18 protein-coding genes are annotated in these 19,759 nt (G+C 73.3%); 11 read left to right on the top strand and 7 right to left on the bottom strand.

Annotated features, from left to right (window positions below):
• Positions 1 to 389: 389 nt before the first annotated feature.
• Positions 390 to 1,103 carry an alpha/beta hydrolase gene (locus IE269_RS30710; protein ID WP_229898492.1) on the bottom strand — a complete coding sequence of 238 codons (714 nt, stop codon included), beginning with the start codon at positions 1,101 to 1,103 and terminating at the stop codon, positions 390 to 392.
• An 852-nt stretch (positions 1,104 to 1,955) separates the two neighbouring features.
• On the opposite strand from IE269_RS30710, the gene IE269_RS30705 reads away from it, so the two are divergent.
• A complete protein-coding gene (locus tag IE269_RS30705) occupies positions 1,956 to 2,447 on the top strand; it encodes a Gmad2 immunoglobulin-like domain-containing protein (RefSeq protein WP_189826488.1) in 492 nt (163 codons plus the stop codon).
• A gap of 67 nt (positions 2,448 to 2,514) precedes the next feature.
• On the opposite strand, the gene IE269_RS30700 is transcribed toward IE269_RS30705, so the two are convergent.
• From IE269_RS30700 to IE269_RS30685, 4 genes are read right to left on the bottom strand one after another with little or no spacing between them, the layout of a single operon-like run.
• Complete coding sequence (locus IE269_RS30700; protein ID WP_189826487.1) at positions 2,515 to 3,099, bottom strand: alkaline shock response membrane anchor protein AmaP; 585 nt, start codon at positions 3,097 to 3,099, stop codon at positions 2,515 to 2,517.
• On the bottom strand, positions 3,096 to 4,097 hold the full coding sequence (locus tag IE269_RS30695) for a DUF6286 domain-containing Asp23/Gls24 family envelope stress response protein (RefSeq protein ID WP_189826486.1): 1,002 nt from the start codon (positions 4,095 to 4,097) through the stop codon (positions 3,096 to 3,098). Before IE269_RS30695 ends, IE269_RS30700 begins: the two co-directional genes overlap by 4 nt.
• Complete coding sequence (locus IE269_RS30690; protein ID WP_189826602.1) at positions 4,094 to 4,306, bottom strand: hypothetical protein; 213 nt, start codon at positions 4,304 to 4,306, stop codon at positions 4,094 to 4,096. Before IE269_RS30690 ends, IE269_RS30695 begins: the two co-directional genes overlap by 4 nt.
• Positions 4,307 to 4,358: 52 nt before the next feature.
• Positions 4,359 to 4,868: an Asp23/Gls24 family envelope stress response protein gene (locus tag IE269_RS30685; protein ID WP_189826485.1), complete on the bottom strand. Its 510-nt coding sequence runs from the start codon at positions 4,866 to 4,868 to the stop codon at positions 4,359 to 4,361.
• Positions 4,869 to 5,119: 251 nt separating this feature from the next.
• Between IE269_RS30685 and IE269_RS30680 the strand changes: the two genes are divergently transcribed.
• Genes IE269_RS30680 through IE269_RS30670 form a run of 3 tightly spaced genes read left to right on the top strand, consistent with a single transcriptional unit; the run spans position 5,120 to position 6,689 of the window.
• Complete coding sequence (locus IE269_RS30680) at positions 5,120 to 5,644, top strand: RNA polymerase sigma factor (protein WP_229898506.1); 525 nt, start codon at positions 5,120 to 5,122, stop codon at positions 5,642 to 5,644.
• On the top strand, positions 5,635 to 6,312 hold the full coding sequence (locus tag IE269_RS30675) for a hypothetical protein (protein WP_189826484.1): 678 nt from the start codon (positions 5,635 to 5,637) through the stop codon (positions 6,310 to 6,312). The genes IE269_RS30680 and IE269_RS30675 overlap by 10 nt, the downstream gene beginning before the upstream one ends.
• Positions 6,309 to 6,689 carry an Asp23/Gls24 family envelope stress response protein gene (locus IE269_RS30670; protein ID WP_189826483.1) on the top strand — a complete coding sequence of 127 codons (381 nt, stop codon included), beginning with the start codon at positions 6,309 to 6,311 and terminating at the stop codon, positions 6,687 to 6,689. The genes IE269_RS30675 and IE269_RS30670 overlap by 4 nt, the downstream gene beginning before the upstream one ends.
• 45 nt (positions 6,690 to 6,734) lie before the next feature.
• Here IE269_RS30670 and IE269_RS30665 read toward each other — a convergent pair whose 3' ends face one another.
• Complete coding sequence (locus IE269_RS30665) at positions 6,735 to 7,370, bottom strand: helix-turn-helix domain-containing protein (protein WP_189826482.1); 636 nt, start codon at positions 7,368 to 7,370, stop codon at positions 6,735 to 6,737.
• 281 nt (positions 7,371 to 7,651) lie between these two features.
• Between IE269_RS30665 and IE269_RS30660 the strand changes: the two genes are divergently transcribed.
• From IE269_RS30660 to IE269_RS30635, 6 genes are all read left to right on the top strand, one after another.
• The gene (locus IE269_RS30660) at positions 7,652 to 10,117 is read left to right on the top strand and encodes a M60 family metallopeptidase (protein WP_189826481.1); all 2,466 of its coding nucleotides are present in this window, start codon (positions 7,652 to 7,654) and stop codon (positions 10,115 to 10,117) included.
• A 723-nt stretch (positions 10,118 to 10,840) separates the two neighbouring features.
• Positions 10,841 to 11,629: a hypothetical protein gene (locus IE269_RS30655; RefSeq protein ID WP_189826480.1), complete on the top strand. Its 789-nt coding sequence runs from the start codon at positions 10,841 to 10,843 to the stop codon at positions 11,627 to 11,629.
• 242 nt (positions 11,630 to 11,871) lie between these two features.
• Positions 11,872 to 12,159 (top strand): WhiB family transcriptional regulator, encoded by a 288-nt coding sequence (locus IE269_RS30650; protein ID WP_189826589.1) that lies wholly within the window; start codon positions 11,872 to 11,874, stop codon positions 12,157 to 12,159.
• A 450-nt stretch (positions 12,160 to 12,609) separates the two neighbouring features.
• Positions 12,610 to 13,098, top strand: coding sequence for a GNAT family N-acetyltransferase (locus IE269_RS30645; RefSeq protein ID WP_189826479.1), 489 nt, complete (start codon positions 12,610 to 12,612; stop codon positions 13,096 to 13,098).
• A 257-nt stretch (positions 13,099 to 13,355) separates the two neighbouring features.
• Positions 13,356 to 14,783 carry a pyridoxal phosphate-dependent decarboxylase family protein gene (locus tag IE269_RS30640; protein WP_229898493.1) on the top strand — a complete coding sequence of 476 codons (1,428 nt, stop codon included), beginning with the start codon at positions 13,356 to 13,358 and terminating at the stop codon, positions 14,781 to 14,783.
• A 161-nt stretch (positions 14,784 to 14,944) separates the two neighbouring features.
• On the top strand, positions 14,945 to 16,393 hold the full coding sequence (locus tag IE269_RS30635) for a flavin monoamine oxidase family protein (protein WP_189826477.1): 1,449 nt from the start codon (positions 14,945 to 14,947) through the stop codon (positions 16,391 to 16,393).
• 90 nt (positions 16,394 to 16,483) lie between these two features.
• Here IE269_RS30635 and IE269_RS30630 read toward each other — a convergent pair whose 3' ends face one another.
• Positions 16,484 to 18,406, bottom strand: coding sequence for a chorismate-binding protein (locus IE269_RS30630; RefSeq protein ID WP_189826476.1), 1,923 nt, complete (start codon positions 18,404 to 18,406; stop codon positions 16,484 to 16,486).
• A 167-nt stretch (positions 18,407 to 18,573) separates the two neighbouring features.
• On the opposite strand from IE269_RS30630, the gene IE269_RS30625 reads away from it, so the two are divergent.
• The gene (locus IE269_RS30625; protein WP_189826475.1) at positions 18,574 to 19,758 is read left to right on the top strand and encodes an FAD-dependent monooxygenase; all 1,185 of its coding nucleotides are present in this window, start codon (positions 18,574 to 18,576) and stop codon (positions 19,756 to 19,758) included.
• The last annotated feature ends 1 nt before the right edge of the window (position 19,759 follow it).

Here is a 19,759-nt window from a genome sequence, read left to right as displayed (position 1 = left end):
TGCAACCCCGTTTCCAGCAGCAGGAGTTGACAGGACCCGCCCTTGAGCGGGACGTACCGGATGCCCTGCGAACAGACCCTGCCCTGCACCGGTCTCGGGCCCGAAGGCCGCTCCGGCCAGAGCGGCAAGGGAGGTTCGATCAGCGCCCCGGGAGGCGTCGACCGAACGCCGCTTCGGCCGGCCGTGGCGGCCGGAGGTTCGGCGGAAGCGGACAGGCTCCGGCGAGCACCTGGCAAGGGCGTCCCGTCGTCACTGTGGCGGGCAGTTCATCGGGCTCGCACAGAGCCTGCCGACGTGGTCACGGACCTTGTCGGTTGAGGCCGGGCACGTCGCGCAGGAGCGTGTTTTCACTCGCGTCCACCTGTTCGGTGTCTCGCCTCTTGGGGTGGTCAGTGACCGGCGGAAGCGATTTTGTCGAGAACGGCGGCGAGTTCGACGGGTGCGGACAGGAAGGGGCAGTGGTGGGTGCCGAGCCGTTCCACCCGTGAGGTCCGAACGGACATCTGCTCCTGCCGTGTTGGGGGGAGGGCCTGATCCTGCGTGCACAGGAGATACGTGGACGGGACCGTGCGCCAAGCGGCCCGAGTCACCGGTTGCTGGTACGCCCTCAGGCTCTGCTCCACGAGCATGTCGACGGTCTGCCGGGCGAGTGCGTCGGGCACGTCCCCGAAGAGGGACGCGCGAGGATCGTCGAAGATCGCGGGGGTGGTCCCGGTCAGGTCCTCTTCCTCACCCGGCGCGTGCGCGTTCTGGCCGTGCATGCTGTTGAGGCTCTCGCCCTCCGCGGGCACGTAGGCCGCGAGATACACGATGTGAGCGACGCCCGATCGGCCAACGGCGGCCTGAGTGACGGGAATTCCGGCGTAGGAATGTGCGACGACGACGATCGGTCTGGGCGTTCGCCGTATCTCCGCAGTGATCGCGTCGGCGTCGTCGTACATGCCCGCGGTTGGTGTCCGCTGCGGACCGACGCTCGGCAGGGCGACCGTCCGCGACCGCAATCCCCTTTCCGTCAGAGCCTGTTGAAGTGGAACCCAGCAGGTGGGTCGCAGCCATGAGCCGTGAACGAGGAGGAACGAGGGCGGTCCGGAGGGCAGAGACATGCGGCAACCCTAACGAGCCCAACGAGACGCAACAGCAATGAGAAGTCGAACCGCATCCCACGCTGCTCCGCCGGCGCACGGGCCAGCGCCAGTACGCCGACGACACCGGGACCAGGCGTGCCGACGTGCCGCAGATCCACGAGAACGGCCGTGCCGCCGTGCCGAATCGCCGCGCGCAGCTGACGCCCGAGGCGCGCTTCGGCAGCCGGTCCGACGTCGCACCGGACCTCGATCGTCAGACGACCGGCACGGATGTGCAGGGCGATCGGTGCGGGCTCCTGCACCGCCGCAGGAGCCGTCCGTCCCCGCTGCCGAGGGCGCAGAGCCTGCGAGGGCCTGCGTTCCCAGCGGAATTTCAGCGGGTGTCGGACAGTGGTGATGCTCCACGCCATCGTCCCCCCGACCGCGATGGTCCGCCTGGTCGTCACTTCGTGCGGACGGCAAGTCTCCCGTCCGGGCCGAGCGAGCGGGCAGGGCCACGAGGCCCTTGACCAAAGCCGCATGGCCCTTTGCGGGCCGCCGGGCAGAAGGCGGGCGCCCAAGGAGTTCGGGAGGGCGGCAGGGCTGCGAGGCGGGTGCGTCGCATGAGCGGCGAGAGGCAACCGAGAGCCGGAACAGTGGCACGGGACAGGACGGTTCGTCCCCGTGGCCTCCTTGGTTCCGGCTGTCAGGGACCTTCGGCCCATGGCGGTGGGGCGCCGGTCGCGTCGATCCTCGGAGTGCCCGAGGAGCACACCCCGGCGGCGGTCGCCCGTGACCGGCCCGTACCGGTGTGCGCCGGGCCGCAGTCGGCCCGTGCCCGCAGGCTCGGGCCGGACAGTGCGATTCCCGGGAGGGACGGAGGAGGGACCGATGACCAACCGACTGGACCAACCGCGCTCGCTCGACCTGGTCGGCGATCCGATCGAAATCGGCGGCGTCGGCACGGCGTTCGAGGCCACGTTGCAGTACCGGGTGGGCGACGGTCACGACGAGGTGACGGGCACTTTCATGGTGGGCGGAGGAACTGGTGAGCACGCGCAGTTCCACGTCACCGTCGACGTCGGCGGCGCCGCCTTCGCGCTCGACCGGTTGTTCGTCCAGGTCTTCGAGCTGAGCGCCAAGGACGGCAGCGAGATCAACGTCGTCACCGTTCCGGTCGTCTACGGGCCGCGCATCGTGCCCGGCTACTACGGCTACCGCGAGCACCGGGTGGTGAAGGGGGACACCCTGGCGTCCCTGGCCCGGATGCACTACGGCGACGCGGGCCTGTATCCGCGTATCGTCCGGGCCAACCCGGGCGAGATCACCGATCCGGACAAGATCTTCCCGGGGCAGCTCCTGAGGATTCCGATCGGCGCATGACGCCGTACGGCCCGCGCCTCGGCGGGAGGCCGGCTCTGCCCGGCACCGGCCTCCCGGCCCAAGGTCCTCACCTCGTACGCCGTGACCTGCGACGCCGGGCCCGAAGCCTCACCTCCGCCCGCACCGGCAACGGCGCGAGCGCCGCCCGTGCCATGGCCAGAGGACCCGTCTCCAGGTTCCGGAGCACCCCTTCCGGTGCAGAGCCCTGTTCCAGCCAGAGGGTGACCCGGACGAGCTGCGCGCCCCGCACGGGACGCAGAGCGATCCGGGCCGCGCGTACCCCGGGCAGAACGGACGTCTGTGAAGCCAGCGCGTCCTTCAGGGCGTGCGACCGGAGCGACACGCCGGCTCCGCCCAGTGGCAGCGGGGCGTGGGTGCGGCTCGCCCGCACCGAGAGTGCGCACAGCCCCGCCATCCCCAGGAGCACGGCGATGGACAGGGCGGTCAGCACCGACGGCGCCCACCAGCCGTGGGCCCCCGCCGCGCCCGCCTCGGTGCGCGGCAGCGGCCACCAGCTCGGCAGGTGTACGTGCGGGCCGTTCACGGGCCGCACCGCGAGATGGCCCAGGACCAGCCAGAGACCGGCCGCCAGGGACCCGAGGGACAGGAGCAGCAGTGCCGCCCGGGTCAGGAACGTCGCGACCGGCGTCATGCCCCCGCCTCCTCGCTGCGGTGGGGAGCGGCCCGCAGCCGTACGCGCGGACGCGGGGGCCGCGTCACCCCCAGCGTCTCGAGCGCGCTGCCGGTCGATGCGGTCAACTGGTGCTGTACGGCGTCGAGTTCGCCGTATCCGGCCAGGGCCCGCACCGTGGCGCGCCGACGGCCCACCCGTACCCGGGCCGAGGTCACCCCCGGCACCGCGAGAGCCTCGTCGCGCAGCAGCAGGGCGATCGCCGAGCGGTCCAGCGTGGCACGGGTGCCGGTCGTGCGCACGGTCATCGGCAGGCGGTCGCGCCGGCCCGGCAGCACGGCCGCACCCAGCAGCCACAGCCCGAGCACGACCGCCGCGATCCCCGCCACGAGCGTCGTGGGATCCGCGAGGGACGTGGTCGCCACCCGGTGCAGGACGTCGGGCCGGGGCGCGCCGGGCAGCACGTGTCCGGTGCGCCGGGCGACGCCCTCGGCGAGCAGGTAGGCGCAGGCGGCCGTCCCCACGCCCAGCACCAGGAGCGCGGTGCCGAGGCGGGGGGACCACGGGCGGCGGGCGGGGGCCGGTGCGGGCTCCGGCGGCCCTGCGGAGGCGTCGGCCGTGCGGGGAGCGTCCGTCGCGCACGCGTGCGTCCCGGCCCCGGTCCGCGTTCGGCCGAGCCGCCCGCCGGTCGCGGGCCCGCTCCCGGCCAGCGCCCTCACGCGTACCTCCGGAGGCGGCACGGTGAGCCCCGTCAGTGCGGCCGTGGTGCGGGCCACGTGCTGCCGGAGGCGTTCGGCCGTACCGGCCAGGTCGGCCGCGTAGGGCAGGGTGACGCCCAGCGTGACGGAGGCCGTGCGGCCGGTGCGTACGACCGTCGCCGACGGAAGTGCCGCGTCGCCGCGGGGGAGTTCCTCCGCCCAGGCGCGGGCGGCGATGCGGCTCACCGCCCGGTCCGTGACGGTGGTCGAACCCCGTTCCGCCGCCGGGAGACGGGCGGGGGCCGGCGGTGTGGTGGTCATCGGGTCCTCCGGCGGCCGTCGCCGGACGACCCGGACCGGTCGAGCCGGTCCCACAGCCGCTGCCGTGCCTCGTCGTCCTCCAGGACGTGTCCTGCGGCCCAGCCCGCCGCGCCGCAGAGCGCGACCACGAGGAAGGCGCCGAAGCCGCCGAACCACCCGGCGAAGCCCAGGGCGAGGCCCACGAGGGCGCCCAGTTGTGACCTGTTCATGGTCCTGCTTTCCGTCCTTCGAAGGACGAGACGGGGAGGGGGAGAAGGAGGGTCAGGAGACCCGGGTGTCGGTGCGGGCGTCGTCCTGGTCGTCCTCCGGCAGGTGGACGTCGTTGACCGTCACGTTGACCTCGACGACCTCCAGGCCGGTGGTCCGTTCCACCGCGGAGACGACGTTCTCGCGCACGTCGCGGGCGAGGTCGGCGATGGACACCCCGTACTCCACGACCAGTTCGAGATCGATCGCCGTCTGCACCTCGCCGACCTCGACCTTGACTCCCCGGCCCACGCTCGGCCGGCCGACCGGAACCCGGTCGCGGACCGCGCCGATGGTGCGCGAGAGGCCGCCGCCCATGTCGTGGACGCCCGGGATCTCGCGGGCGGCGATCCCGGCGATCTTGACGACCACGAGATCGGCGATGGCGGTCTTGCCCCGGGTGGCCGCGGGCTCGTCCGCGCCGGGCCTGCCGAGGCCGACGGAAGTGAGGTCCGAGGTGCTCCGGCCGGAGGCGGGGGCAGGAGCCGTGGCGGAGGTGAGGTTGTTCGTCTGCTGCGAAGCCATGAGAAGTCTCCCGGAATAGCGCTGCTCTTGCTCGGTCACGTCGTTGGACTCCGTACCTGTCGATCCGTCACGCACCGCATCGCGGATTTTTTCTTTCCGCTTCCGTGCGTGACGGAACGGAGCGAACTGTGTCGAACACACGCATGGCGAAGGAGAGGAGCCGGCAAGTGCCCGGAAACGGGGATGACCAGGGTGACGGCAGGGACGCCGATCACACCGAGGGCGGCGGGACGGCCGGTCCGCCGGACCGCCTGCTCGCCGTGCGCGCGGGCGAGGGCGACGAAGCCGCCTTCGAGGTCCTGGTACGACGGCACGGCCCCGAACTGCTGCGGCTCGCCACCCGCATGCTCGGCAGCGCGACCGAGGCCGAGGACGCCGTCCAGGAGTCCTTCGTGAGCGCCTGGCGGAGCCTGCCCGAATTCCGCGGCGACGCGGCGTTCCTGACCTGGATGTACCGCATCGTCACCAACCGGTGCCTGAACCAGCTCCGGTCGCGGCGGCCCGTCACGCACCTCGACGCCGTGCCGGAGCGAGAGACTCCGGGGCACGAGGGCTCGCCGGTGCGCGATGCCGAGGCGGGCGCCGCCCTGCGCGAACTCTCGGCCGCGCTGGAGGGCCTGTCGCCCGAGCAGCGCGCCTGCTGGCTGCTGCGCGAGATGCACGGACTGTCGTACGAGGAGATCGCGGATACGGTCGGCATCAGTCCGCAAGCGGTACGCGGCCGGATGTTCCGCGCACGCCGAGCTCTGATGGAGGCGATGGCGGCATGGCGATGAACGGACACAGCGGACCGCCGGGCACCGGCGGGAGCCCCGGAAACGATCCCGCGCGGAGCCAGGACTGCCCGCGGGACCCGGACCACGCGGGTGACGACGACCTGCTGCCCTGCGGACGTTCGCTCGACGACGTGTGGGCCGACCACGAGGGCGCACCCGGGGAGGCCCCCGAGGGCCACCCCGTCGACTGCGTCCACTGCACGGCCGCGCTGGCGGACCTCCGTACCCTCGACGACCTCGTCCAGCGCACACGCGCCGAGGACGAGAACACCCCCGCACCGGACGCCTCGGCCCTCGCCTCCCGGGTGATGGACCTCGTACGTCTCGAACTGCGGCCCGGCCGGTCGCTGCCCCTCGGCGAGGCGGAGGAGGACCACTGGATCGTGGAGACGGCCGCGGCGCGGGCCCTGCGGGACGCCGCGGAAACGGTCGCGGGCGTACGGGCGGGAAGCTGCCGCGTCGCGCCCGCGGCCGGTTCTGGGGTGCGGGCTCCCGTACGGGTCACCATCGAGGTGGAGGCCGGTGCGCGACGTGCGCTGCCCGAACTGGCCGAGGCGGTGCGCTCCGCCGTGGCCGGGGCCGCCGACCGGGCGATCGGGATGCGGGTGAGCGAGGTGGACGTGGTGGTGGTCGACCTCTTCGACGAGACCGGGGAGGACCCGCGATGACCCACGACGCACGCGACGGGCGGGAACCCGTACCCCCGACGAGCCTCCGTGAGACGGGCGAGCGGCTGGCGCTGGCGGTCTCCGAGGCCGCCGCTCGGGTTCCCGGAGTGGCGTTCCTGCGCCCCCGGCTGAGCGACCGGCTCCGCGGTTCGACGGCGCTCGCCCGTCTGCGCCCCGGTTCCGCCGCGGACAGGACACCGGCGGGTGTCCGGGCCCGCCGGGACCCGGACACCGAGCGCTGGCGGGTCGAGGTGCAGTTGACCGTACGGGCGGGGCACCGGGCGGTGGACGTGGCCCGCGCGGTCCGGGCGGCGGGGGAGCGGGCGGCGGGCGGGCTGCCGGTGGAGATCGCGGTGACGGTCACCGGGATCGTGTGACCCCGGTGCCCGACCCGGCCTGCGGCTTCGTGCGAGGAGCCCCGCTCAGTGCGGGGGAAGCGCGGTGGCCAGCAGATGGTGCAGCAGGGTGCACCACACACCGGCCGCGACGAGGGCGTTGCGCATCCGCCGACGACGCGGCGGGGTCACCGGGTCGGAGGCGGGACGTACGGGCAGCGGCCGCACCGCCGACACCGGAAGCGGGCCGGTGACGGCCGGGAACCACGCCGCACGGGGGGACCCCTCCGTCCGTGGGAACCCTTCCGAATGCGTACGTGGGTGCCGTTCCGCAGGGGCGGACGCCGCCGCACCGGCGGAACGCTCCGTGGGCCCCGCGCACTTCCCGGCCCCGCCGGGCGTCGCCCGCCGCTGCAGGACCGGCCGCCTCGCCGCCTCGCGGACCGCCTGCGCTTCTGCCAGGCCCGCCAGGAACCGCAGGTAGGCGATGCGGCGCCGGCCCACGGGGGAAGTGCGCCCGGTCTCCCAGGAGCGCACGGTGGCCGCGGTCACCCCGAAGGCCTCCGCCACCTGGTGGCGCGTCAGCCCCCACTCCTCACGCAGGAGCCGACGGACGGCGGGGGAGGGGAGCGCCGGGCCGGGGAAGCGGGTCCGGCCGGGGCCGGGGGAGTCGGTCCGGTCGTGCTGCGCGGACGTTTGCTGAGGGAGCGTCAGGAATTTCATGTGCGTACGACAATCATCACGGAGGTACGTCGCGGTCCGCCGGGGAACTTCACCCGCTCGGCCGTACCGGGCCGCGCCGCCGGAGCATCCGGGAGCCCCGTGGCACCCGCTGGAGTGATCTGCGGAGTCTCCCGCTGGTGTCGGTGGGCCCCGGGGCCGAAGGCCCGTCGATCGTGAGGTGCCCGGACACCACGGAGTTCGGGTGGCGTCGGCGCCCCGGGTGATCTCGGGCGGCTGCGGGCGCGCATACGTCCGTCCCGCGAAGTCCCAGGAGATCGTCCATGCTGCTCACCCCTCAGGGGCCGGTCCGAAGAGTGTCCCGGCTGCTGCCTCCCCTGTGCGCCCTCGTCCTGGCGGCCGCCGCCACGGGCCCGGTCCGTGCCGCCCCGCCGTCGGCATCTGCTGCCGGCTGGAGCGAGTTGCGAGTCTTCGGCACCCAGTGCCTGACGGCCGACGACGGCGGCCGGACCTGGCTGGCCTCCTGCCGGTCCACCCTGGGCGAACCGACCCCGCAGACCCAGCGGTGGCGGTTCGACGCCGCGACGGGCGTGATCGGCAGCGCCGTCCCGGACGGATCAGGACGCCCCCAGGAGCTCTCGGTGCCCGGTGGCGCCAAGGCGGCACGCAGCACACGGACCGTTCTGGTGCCCGCCGCACAGGCACAGGGAGGGTGGACGTACGGTCCCGAGCGCCGTCTGGCGTGGGCGGGCACCTCCATGGTCCTCGACTACCACACCTCCGACGACTACCCGGCGCTCTACAGCGCCGGCACGGGCGACAACCAGAAGTGGGAGTTCACCCCGGCCGCCGAGGAGGCGGCAGCACCGCGCCCCCACGACGCGGCGACCGAACTCCGGGTGGACGGGCGGTGTCTGACCCTCGCCGGGTACGCGGTGCCGAACGAGGCCGTGACGGTGGAGCCGTGTGCGTCGGAGGCCGGTCAGGTCACTCCGTTTGGGCAGAGGTGGGTGGTGGCGGACGGCCGGGTGCTGACCGCTGAGGCGCCCTACCGTGTGCTCGGCATCGAGGACGGAGGCGGCGGGGCGCCCGTGGCACGCCTGGTGGACGACGGCTCCGACCGGATGCGCTGGCAGTACGACGCACAGACCGGCGCCCTGCGCTGGGCCGCCGATCCCTCCCGCGCGCTCGATCACGCCCGCAACAGCTCCTACGCGGGTCTGTACCGCTACCACGGCGACACCAACCAGCAGTGGAAGCCGCATCCTCCCCGCACCTCGCCGCACCCCACGGTCCCTCCGGCGGCGCCCGGCGAGGTGCGGGCAACCGCGCTGACACCCACGTCGGCCCGGCTGACCTGGGCGGCCCCCGGGGAAGGCGCGCGACCGGCGTCCTACGCGGTCTACCGGGACGGCGGGCGGATCGCCACCACGGCGGGCACGTCCTACACGGACGCAGGGGTGGGCCCCGGTGGAAAGTACCGGTACCGGGTGACGGCGCTGTCGGCGGACGGAACGGAGTCGGCACCGGGAGCGGCGGGCACACTGGAGGCCACGGCCTGCCCCGTCTCCACGGAGGCTCCCGACCTGGCACTGCCCGCACCGGTGCGTGGTACGCCGTACACCGTGACCCTGACCGGGCACCCCTCGGCCGAGGCGGAGCAGGAACGGCTGGGGCTGAATCTGGCACCGTCCGACGTGCGACCGACGGGACTTCACCTGCCGCCGGGCGGCACGCTGAACGTGGCGGTCGGCGCCGGGGCGGCGCAAGGGGCGCTGCGGGTGCGGATCGGCCCGCCGGTGGCCTGGCCCGCTCCTGTCGCACGCGCACACCCGCTCACCTCCCCGGGCACCACGCAGATCACCGACCGGCGCGGCGGAATGGTGTACCTGGCCTTCGACGGGCCGGATTCCGCACGGGTCACGGTGACGCTGTCCGGTGACGCGGAGCCCGTACCGGTGTTCCGGCTCGGCCGCACGACTGCCGCCCAGTGGCGTGCCGAGCTCGCTGCCGGCACCTCCCGGTACGCCGAACTGACGGGCGGGCGCACGCTGGTGACGCTCTCCCGGGAGACGGCCGCACGGCACGCGGAGGCGGGGCCCGACGCGCTGCTGCGCCACCTGGAGTGCGCACGCGCCCTGGAGGACCGCGCGGCCGGGCTGGACGGCAGCACCCCGCAGCACGCGCCGGGAGTGTTCCCGTACCACTACGTCGAGGTGGAGAGGCGCATCGGCTCGGCCTTCGCGGCGGACGCGTACATGGGTTTCCAGTACGACTCCTCGCCGTGGATCGCGGACAGCGCGCAGGCCGGCTGGGGCGTGTGGCACGAGCAGGGGCACAAGCGCCAGCAGCGGGCGGTGCAGCCGTCGGCCCTGACAGAGGTGTCGGTGAACGTCTTCTCGCTGGCCGTGCAGAAGGCCTTCCAGCAGCGCTCGCGGCTGGTGACGGAACCCGTGTACGACCGGGCGCTGAAGAAGGTCGGCACGCCGGGCGTGGAGTTCGAGAAGACCTTCGACGCCTTCGAACGGCTGGTGATGCTCCAGCAGTTGACCCTCCAGTACGGGGACGACTTCTGGCCGCGGGCGCAGCGGAGCCTGCGCGAGCACCCGATGCAGGGCAGCGACCGCTGGCGGAACCTGGCCGTCCTGACCAGCCGCGTCGCCGGGCAGGACCTCACCGCGTTCTACGCGGCCTGGGGAGTGCCGCTCACGGACGAGGCGAGGAAGGAGATGGCCGCCCTGGGGCTGCCGGCCCCGTCCGTGTCGCCGGCCGTCTTGCGGGAGCGGTGACTGAGCAGCACCGTGCGGGGCCACCGGCTCAGCCGCGGCGCGGCCCGTGACCGCTCCTCGGTGCACCGCTGCTGCCGCTGAATCCGAGGAGCACGAGGCAGACAAGGAAGGCGGCGAGGACAATCACTCCTCCGTAGGGCTCCCCGCAGGCCGTCGCGACCAGCACGAGGAACGCAGCCAGAAGAGCGTGGCGACCGTAGTGGCAAGGCGCGTTCTTCATCGTCGGCCCCTTCCGGCAGGCACTGGCACGACAGTGCGCGGACCCTCGCGGTTCCCCGGCCACGGCCGGGGGAACGCTGTCCTCCTGCCTCCACCGTCGGGCCGGTGCCGCTGATGGGGGAGGGGCCGGACGGTCCGGACCTCGGCCGAACGGGCCGGGCCGGCAGGCCCCTTCCGGCCGGTCGGCCCGTCCTGTTCCCCGCGTCGGCAGGCGTGGGGGCCGGTCGTCGCCGTGCGAAGGGGGCTTTGCGCCCGGGGGGGGGATCACCGGCGCACCGCGTTGAAGAGTTCCGGCGGTCGTCGCCCCCCCCCGCCCGACCTCAACCGCTCCGGCGGCCCGGCCGGCCGCCGGACGAGATTGAAGGCCGCGGCAGGGCGACCTCCCGATGCCGTGCGTCCGACACGAGGACGCCCCGTCGCGTTCAGCCGTACGTCCCCCACAACCGCAACGGTCGAGGTCCACCGCCCTTCTGGCGTCCTCTGGAGAAAGGCCTCCCCCTCACCATGCAACGACGCGACGTCGTGACCGCGCTGGCCGCCGCCCTCGCGGTGCCCGCAGCACTCGGCACGTCCCCGGCCACCGCGCAGGAGCACCCCGGGCACGGACCCGCCCCCGACGAGTTGACCCGACGCATGCTTGCGGTGCTGACTGCCGAACTCGACGACAGGGCCGCCGCGCGCTCCCTCGTCCCGCACGTGCACGATGTCGGATTCGACTGGCACCCCGAGACCGCGCCCCTGCGAAAGCTGGACTTCCTCGTCGCGTACGGGTTCGGGAACCGGCCCCCGGCAGGCGGAGGAGACCCGACGAAGGTCCGCCCCGAACCGGGTCCGGTGAACGAGGAACTCGCCGACACCGTCGCGCGCATCCGCAGGCACCGCACGATCCCGGTGTACGCGCAGTGGGAGATCGCGCGCTTCCTCGAATCCAAGTACCGCATGCGGCACGTCATCTCGATCGAGCCGGTCGTCGCACCCGACGGCACGATCACCTATCTGAGCACCGACGGCGTTGCCGCACAGGTCGCCAAGGCCCGGGAGCACCTGCCCGGAGGCGTCGGCACCGCAGGGGTGGTCGGCTTCCGCGACCACATCAAGCGATGTGTGCAGACCACACGAGACCGCGGGATGAAGGCGTACGCCCCGCAGGGCCACACCATGCCGCACACCTACGACCCGAAATCGGGCCAGCCGTGGACCCGACGCAGAGACCTGTACCTGGTGCACGACATGGCGGCGCAGTGGCAGGTGCTGCGCGAGAAGCTCGTCACCGGGGCGTTCCCGCAGGGCTGAACCGGGCGGCGCGGACGTCGCGGAGCGGATTCGCACCTCGCCCGTGGGCGGGGTGCGCACGCCCCTACTTTCTCGTACTGATGTGCAGATGGTCACCCCAAGTGATTCCCCTGTGCCCCGGACGTTTCACTCTGCGTTCAACTGGCATAGGTTCATTGGCACTTGCCTCCCGCATCGGTCGGGCGGGGAAGGTCGGACAGGGGAGGTGCGGCGCCGTGACGGAAAGTACGGGCGAGCGGTGGATGGTGGCGGCCAAGTGCCGGACCACCGATCCGGACACGCTCTTTGTCGAGGGAGCGGCCCAGAACCAGGTGAAGGCGCTCTGCGGTGGATGTCCCGTACGGACCGTCTGCCTGGCCCATGCGCTGGATCACCGGATCGAGCATGGTGTCTGGGGCGGCATGACCGAGCGGGAGAGGCGTGCTCTGTTGCGTCGCCGGCCTCTGGTGACGTCGTGGCGGCGCTTGCTCGCAACGGCGCAGGCCGAGTACGAGCGAACCGCCGACGCGGAGCGGACCGAAGCGAGCTGACCCGGAACGTACCCGCCCCCGGCTCGAACCCGGAGGGCTAATCCAGCACGGGCGGCCCCGCCTCGACGCGACGCGACGCAGCACCGCGTTCAGGCTGTCCGCCTCGGGGCTGGGGTCGAGCTGCCGTTCGTCCCACCAGGTGGCCCCCGCATCACGCGGCGGGCCGATCACGTCCCGGGCCCCGGCGCCTTCCCACCCCGGCTGAGGGCCGCGACGGCAACGGCAGACAGGGTCCCGGTCGCACCGGCCGGGATCCTGGCGCTCCGTCGCTCTCCCCCTGCCGTCCGCCGCGTCCGGCCGGGCACCCCGGCAACGTACAGACCGCCTCGGCGACCGCTCCTGCCCGCAGACGACCGGCGCGTGCGTCGCCGCGGGGCCGACGGAGACGCCGACCGGCACGACCGGTGCCTTCGCCCGCGCTTCGCGACCGAAAGACCCGTCGGAGGGATGATGACCACACACGACAAGAAAGGCGGCACCGTGTACGTCACCACCGCTTCGGTCGACGAGATCCTGGACCTCCGCCAGCAGGTCCTGCGTCCCGGAAAGCCTCGCGAGAGCGCCCTGACCGATGCCGACCTGATGCCCGACACCTTCCACCTCGCCGCCCACCTGGACGACGGCACACTCGCCGCCTGCGCGACCTTCAGCACCGAGGGCCTCCCCGACACTCCCGCGATGGCCGCCTTCGACGCCCGCGGCGTGTGGCGACTGCGGAAGATGGCCAGCGCCCCGCACGTACGCGGACAGGGCTTCGGCGGAGCCGTCCTGCGCGCCGGCCTGGATGCCTGCGCGAGCCGCGGGGGCCGGCTGGTCTGGTGCAGCGGCCGGCTTGCCGCAGCCGGCTTCTACCGGCACCACGGCTTCACGGCCGTCGGGGACCAGTACACCGTCCCCGGAATCGGCCGGCATTACCACTTCGTCCACGAACTCCCGTGACCCACCACGCGCGACGGCCCTGCCCCCTTACAGCCTGACGGGACGGCGGCCCCCCGAAAGCGCGCGCACGGGCCGTCACCGTCCTGGACGTCGTGGCCGTTACCGATGCTGACGGGGGTCGTTCTGGATCACGGCTGTTCGGCCGACCTCCTGAGCGAAAGCGCGACCCACAGATGCTGACACCGCCCGAGTCCCCTGGCCTCCCCCTCTTGTCCGTGTCCTTGCCGGACCCCGGGGACGGGACCGGGCCGCTTGCCGTGGATCCGAAAAAGTTCCGTGACGAACTGGTCGTCGCGGCCGACTGGGTCGCCGACTATCTGAGCCGGATCAGACAGCGGCCGGTGGCACAGCCCGTCCCTCTGGAGCACCGGCGGGCCCTGGCAGAGGGAGGGATGCCGCAGGAGGGCCAAGACCTGGGGGCGCTGCTGGAGTTCGTCGGGCAGGCTGTGGCCCCGTACCCGACAGGCAATGGCCACCCCGCCTTCTTCGCCTGGATCAACTCGCCGCCGTCCCCGGCCGGGGTGATCGCCGAGCTGCTGGCCACCGCCGTCAACGCGACCTGCGGCATGGGCGAGCACGCGCTGATGGACCTGGAACGCGGGGTGGTCCGGGACCTGGCTGCCCTGGCGGGCATGGCACCCGCCACGGGCGGGGTGCTGACCAGCGGCGGCTCGATGGCCAACCTGCTGTGCCTGGGAGCCGCCCGCACCTGGTTCCTGCGCGGGCACGAGGCGACCGACGGCCCCGCCTACGACCAGGCCCACGCCCGTCTGACCGCCTACCACAGCGACCAGGCCCACATGTCGGTCGCGAAGGCGGCCGCCACGATCGGCCTGCCTCCGTGGCGGCTGCGGGCCGTGCCCACCACCGCCGAGCGGCGCATGGACGTCGAGGCATTGAAGGCGATGATCGACGCCGACCTCGCGAGCGGACTGCTGCCGTTCTGCGTCGTGTCGAATTTGGGCAGCACCGCCAGCGGTGCCGTCGACCCGATCGAGGCCATCACCCAGGTGTGCCGCAGCCGGGGCATGTGGCACCACGCCGACGGCGCCTGGGGCGGACTCGGTGCCATGGTTCCCGAACTGGCCCCGCTCTACCGGGGCGTCGCCGACCTCGACTCGCTCACCGTCGACCCGCACAAGACCCTGTCCGTACCGGTCGGTTGCGGCGCCGCCCTCGTCACCGACCCGGACCGGCTGCGCGAGGCGTTCACGTACCGCGCCTCCTACCTCGACGGCGACCAGGACTGGCCCTGGATGTCCGACTACACGATCGAGCTCACCCGGCCCGGAACCCGCGCGCTCACCCTCTGGGCCACCCTCCACCAGCTCGGCCGCGCCGGCGTGAGCAGCCTCCTTCAGCACTACCAGGACCTCGCCCGGTACCTGAGCCGACGCGTCCAGGCACACCCCGCACTGGAACTGTGCAGCGACGGCCCGCTGCCCGTCGTCTGCTTCCGCCTGGCAGCCGGTACGGCTTTGGACCGACCGGAGGCGCGGGCGGACCTGCACACGGCGGTGGCCGCACGCGTCCAGGCCCGCGGCCACGCCTACCTCGCCACCGTCTGCCACGACGGCGAAACGGTCCTGCGGGCCTGCTTCTGCAACTACCTCACCACCGCCGACGACGTGGACACCCTCCTGGAAGAAGTCCGGGCCGCCGCCCAACACCTCAGCACCGCATAGCCGGTTCGCGGGGAGAAGGCGGAGCAGGACGGACACATGGCCCCGGCGGCAGGTGGTAGGCGAGGGAAGAACGTCACGGGTACGGGTGTGCGACCACGGAGCCCCTGAGCGACCCGGACGTGGAGCAGGCGAACCACCGGACCAGGGAAACGGAGCACGCCATGCGGGAAGCCACTCAGACCGAAGTACGCCGGGCCTTCGACAGCGGACTGCCGGGGCTGCGGCCCCCGCGGTCCGTCATCGTCGTCGGCGCCGGACTCGCCGGACTTGCCGTCGCCCACGAACTCGCCGCCCGGGACTGCGAGGTGACGGTCCTGGAGGCGTCCGGCCGGCCCGGCGGGCGCGCGTACACCTTGAGGGAGCCGTTCGCCGACGGACTGCACGCCGAGGCCGGCGCGATGACGCTCACTCCGCACTGCCACTACGCCATGCACTACCTGCGCGAACTCGGCGTCGAGACGGACACCGCCGACCTCTTCGGCACCACGTTCTCCTACTTCGCCCGCGGCGGCTTCTTCACCCCCGAGCCGGACTCCGTCGCCGGGGCCGGTCTTGACCTGCACCCCCACGAGAAGGACCTCGGTGTCGGCGGCATGATCGAGCGGTACGTCACCGCCGTCACCGAGAGCCTCCAGCCCGATCTGAGCACCCCCGACTGGGCGGTCACCCAGCGCCTCGCCCCCTACGACCAGCTCTCCGTGCACGAGGTCCTCACCGAACGGGGCGCCTCCCAGGCGGCCATCGACCTCATGGAACCGCTGTTTCTGGAAATGCGCGGCGGCGACCTGAAGACGGCGTCGGCACTGTCCTGGCTGCGGCACGAGGCGAGCCCCCACTCACTGGGCAACGCCGACCCCCGCTGGGCCAAGGTGAAGGACGGCACCGACCGTTTCCCGCAGGCCTTCGCCGAACGGCTCAAGAGCCGAATCCACTACCACCGTCCGGTGGTGCGCGTCGAACAGGACGCGGAGCGTGCCCGGGTCACCTTCCTCGCCCACGGCCGCCTGCACACCCGGGAGGCCGAACGCGTCGTCGTCACCGTCCCGTTCAGCACGATCCGGCACATCGACTTCACCGAGGCGGGCCTCTCCGACGCCAAGCACGACGTGATGCGCCGGGTGAAGTACTCCTCGATCGTCCGCGTCTACCTCCAGATGCGCCGCCAGTTCTGGCCGCAGCACAACGCCAGCTTCTCCACCGACCTGCCCATACGCTGGATACGCGACGCCACCCCGCAACTCCCGGGCCCCCGCAAGATCCTGGAGTGCCTGATGACGGGGTGGCGGGCCCGGGCGGTCGCGGCCATGACCGAGGAGGAACGCCTCGACTTCGTCCTGACCGAGGTCGAACGGATGCTGCCGGGCGCCCGCGACCACTTCGAGACCGGTACGTCCGTCTGCTGGGACCAACGGCCCTACGCCGAGGGCGCATACATCCTGCCCGAACGCGGGCACAGCGCCCTGATGCCGGTGATCCGCAGGCCCGAGGGGCGGATCCACTTCGCCGGTGACCACGCGGGGTTCGAGCCCAACGGAGGCTCGATGACCTTCGCCCTGGAGTCCGCGGCCCGCACCCTCGTGGAACTCGGCGCGGCGGCCGACGCGACCTGAGCCCGCTCGCCGACGGGGCCGGGGAAGCAGGACGGACGGGGCCGGGGGAGTCGGCCGAGCAGGCTGCGCGGCCCCCGGCCCCGTCGGTGCTCAGCCGAGCAGGCGGCGCAGCACCCCGGCCCCGTCGGTGGTCAGCACCGACTCCGGGCGGAACTGCACACCCCGTACGGCCCGTTCGTGCAGAGCGATCACCTCGCGTCCCTGCGGGCCGCGGACGATCGTGCAGGCGTTGCGGAAGGCGGCGGTGACCGGCCGGCCCAAGAACGTCACCTCCCGCGCCAGCCCGGTACCGCCGGACCGGGTCACCACCCGGGCATCCGGCAGGGCGGCCAGCGCCAGCAACTGGAAACCGAGGCCCACCCCGACCACCGGCGGCCCGCCGGGCGGCCGGTCCCGGACCAGGAGAGCGGCTGTCCGGCGCAGCGCCGTCATGCGCGCGCAGCCACGGTCGTCGGGTCGGCCGGGACCGGAGGCCAGCAGCACGGGCCCCGGATGCCGGACCAGGGTGTCGGCCGCGCCGCGGTCGTCGTGGCGGATCACCTCGGCGGGCCCGTGCACGGCGTTCACCAGGTGCAGCAGGGCGGCCAGTTCGGTGTGCGCGTCGCCGCCCGCGTCGAGCACCAGCACGGCCGGGCCGCCCGCGGACGGCGCATCGGTGCCCTCCGTCCAGAACGACGACAGCGCCGCGTGCCGCCGGTCCAGTGCCTCCCGTACGGCGCTGTCGAGGGCAGGGTCCCGGTCGGGGACCGGCGCGACGGGGGCGGCCGGTGTGCGCGCCCGCTCGGCACTCGGCGTGCCCGCCCGCTCGGCGGTCGGCGGTCGCCCCGTGAGGGCGGTCAGCACGGCCTGTGCCTTGGTCCGCGTCTCGGCCGCCTCGGACTCCGGTGACGACTGACCGCCCACGGTCGCCCCCACCGACAGGCGGGCCTCGCCCCGGTGGTCCACGACCAGGGTCCGGATCACCGCCGCCGTGTCCAGCTCCTCCGCGCCCGTGGCGTCGCGCCCGATCAGGGCGAGGAGACCCCCGTAGTAGCCGCGGCCGGTCTCTTCGTACCCGTGAATGGCCTCGCACGCCTGCGCGAACGGGCTGCCCACCACCGTCGAGGCGAACAGGGTCCGCGCGAGGGTCTCGCGCGCTCGGGCCGTCACGGGTCCACTGATCCGGCACTGCGTGTGCAGCAGATGCGCCATCGGGCGCAGGAACGGCCCCTCCACCCGCACCCCGGGGCCGGCCAGTGCGCACAGCGCCGCCAGCTCGGCGTCCACCGTGGTCGCCAGTTCCTCCGCCTCCTTGCGGTCGGCGAGGAAGGCGAGCAGGTCCTCGGCGCGGGTCCCTTCCGGTGGGCGCCGGTACGTACCGCACAGCGGATTCATCACCACCCGGCCGCCCTCGACTCCCACATGCCCCTGCGGGGTCGCGCCCACCAGGGTGACCGGCCGCGGCCCCCCGGTGTGCACGACGAAGGACCAGTACGCGCCCGACTCGGCGGCCAGCAGCCGGCGGAACAACTCCACGGCCACCGCGGGGCGGAATCCCGGCAGTCGCGCGGACCAGTCCCGGCGCAGCAGGACGTTCAGGCCGCCCCGGGCGGCGTCCGAGTCGACGAACCTGCGCACCAGCTCCTCGTACTGGGCGTCGCTCGTGGTGAACCCCGCGTCCCGCCACTCCACCGGCGGTGCTCCGAGGGGGGCCCGGTCGGTGAACGTCTCCTCGGGCAGGACGTGGTGCTCGCGCACCCGCAGCACCCGTACCGGCGTGCCGTCGTCGTGGCACGGCAGGCCGTGTTCCGACAGGTGCCGGAAGGGCAGCAGGGCCAGCAGGCCCGGACCCGGCCCAGCACCGGGTGACGCGTTCGCCTCGTTGAGGGATGCGACGGTTTCCGTCTCCCCGATCAACAGCTCCACCGTGGCCCGTTCGCGCAGGCCGGGACGCTGCCGGTGCAGCAGGGCGAAAGGCGGCACGTCACAGCCGTACAGCCGCTCCAGCACGGACGCGTCCGTCGTCGGCCTCATCGATCCACGCTCCCTTCCGGTCGGCCGCGTGGCGGCCAGATTGGGGCAACGGGTCCTCGTGCGGCTCATGATGTCGGCCCGACGGGCAACAAGTAGCCCGTCAACGGGGGCACTTGACGCCCCCGGCGCGCACGTCCCGCCGCCCGACCGAGTACCCGAGAGGTGTCATGCGAATCGCGATCAGCGGAGCCGGACCCGGCGGCCTCTACACGGCCGCGCTCGTCAAAAGGCTGCAGCCGCGCAGCGAGATCGACGTCTGGGAGGTGAACGCCCCCGACGAGACCTTCGGCTTCGGCGTCGTCTTCTCGGAGGGGGCGCTCGGCGGCATCGAGGCGGCCGACCCCGCGCTGTTCGCCGCGCTCGACGCCGAGTGCGCCCACTGGTCGCGGATCGACGTCCACCACCGGGGCCGCACCTCGCGCAACGGTGGCTACCGCTTCTCGGCCATCGGCCGCCGCGCCCTGCTGGCCATGCTGCGCGAGCGGTGCGCCGACCTCGGCGTCACCGTCCGCCACGGCACCCGCGCCCCCGAGGCGGACGTGCTCGCCCGGACGTACGACCTGGTGGTGGCGGCCGACGGCGTCAACTCCGCTACCCGCGAGGCCCGTCGGGCGCAGTTCGGCACCGAGACCACCCGACGCGGCTCCCGCTATCTGTGGCTCGGCACCGAGCGGCCCTTCACCGCCCTGACCTTCGCCGTCGCCGAGACGGAGCACGGCACGCTGCACGCCCACGCCTACCCCTACGCGCCCGGCCTCAGCACCTTCATCGCCGAGGTCGACGACCGGGTGTGGGAGGCCGCCGGGTTCACCGAAGGCGACATCACCGTGCCGGACGCCTCCGGGCGAAGCGACACGGACCGGCTCGCCGACCTCTTCGCCGACGTCCTGGACGGGCACGCCCTGCGCACCAACCGGTCGCGCTGGGACCGCTTCGTGTCCGTCCGCAACCGGCAGTGGAGCCACGGGCGGATCGCCCTGCTCGGCGACAGCGCGCACACCACTCACTTCTCCGTGGGCTCGGGCACCCGGCTCGCCATGGAGGACGCCCTCGCGCTCGCCCTGGCGCTGGACGACCACGGCTCGGTCCCCGAGGCGCTCGCCGCCTACCAGGCCCAGCGCCTGCCGGAGGTCGAGGCCATGCAGCGCACCGCGCGCACCAGCCAGGAGTGGTTCGAGGAACTGGAGAGTTACGCGGACCTCGAACCGGAGGCGTTCAACGCCCACCTGATCACCCGCAGCGGCCGGCTCACCCGCGACGACCTGGCCTCCTGGCCCCCGGAGCGCGTCGAGCGGGTCCGGGAGCGCTTCGCACGCGCCGACCGCAGCGCGCGCGGGAGCGCCGTGCGCTGAG

The organism is Streptomyces spiroverticillatus (assembly GCA_014650415.1).
In the GTDB taxonomy this organism is placed as follows: Bacteria; Actinomycetota; Actinomycetes; order Streptomycetales; family Streptomycetaceae; genus Streptomyces; species Streptomyces spiroverticillatus.
This window is presented reverse-complemented; position numbering and strand designations above follow the sequence as displayed.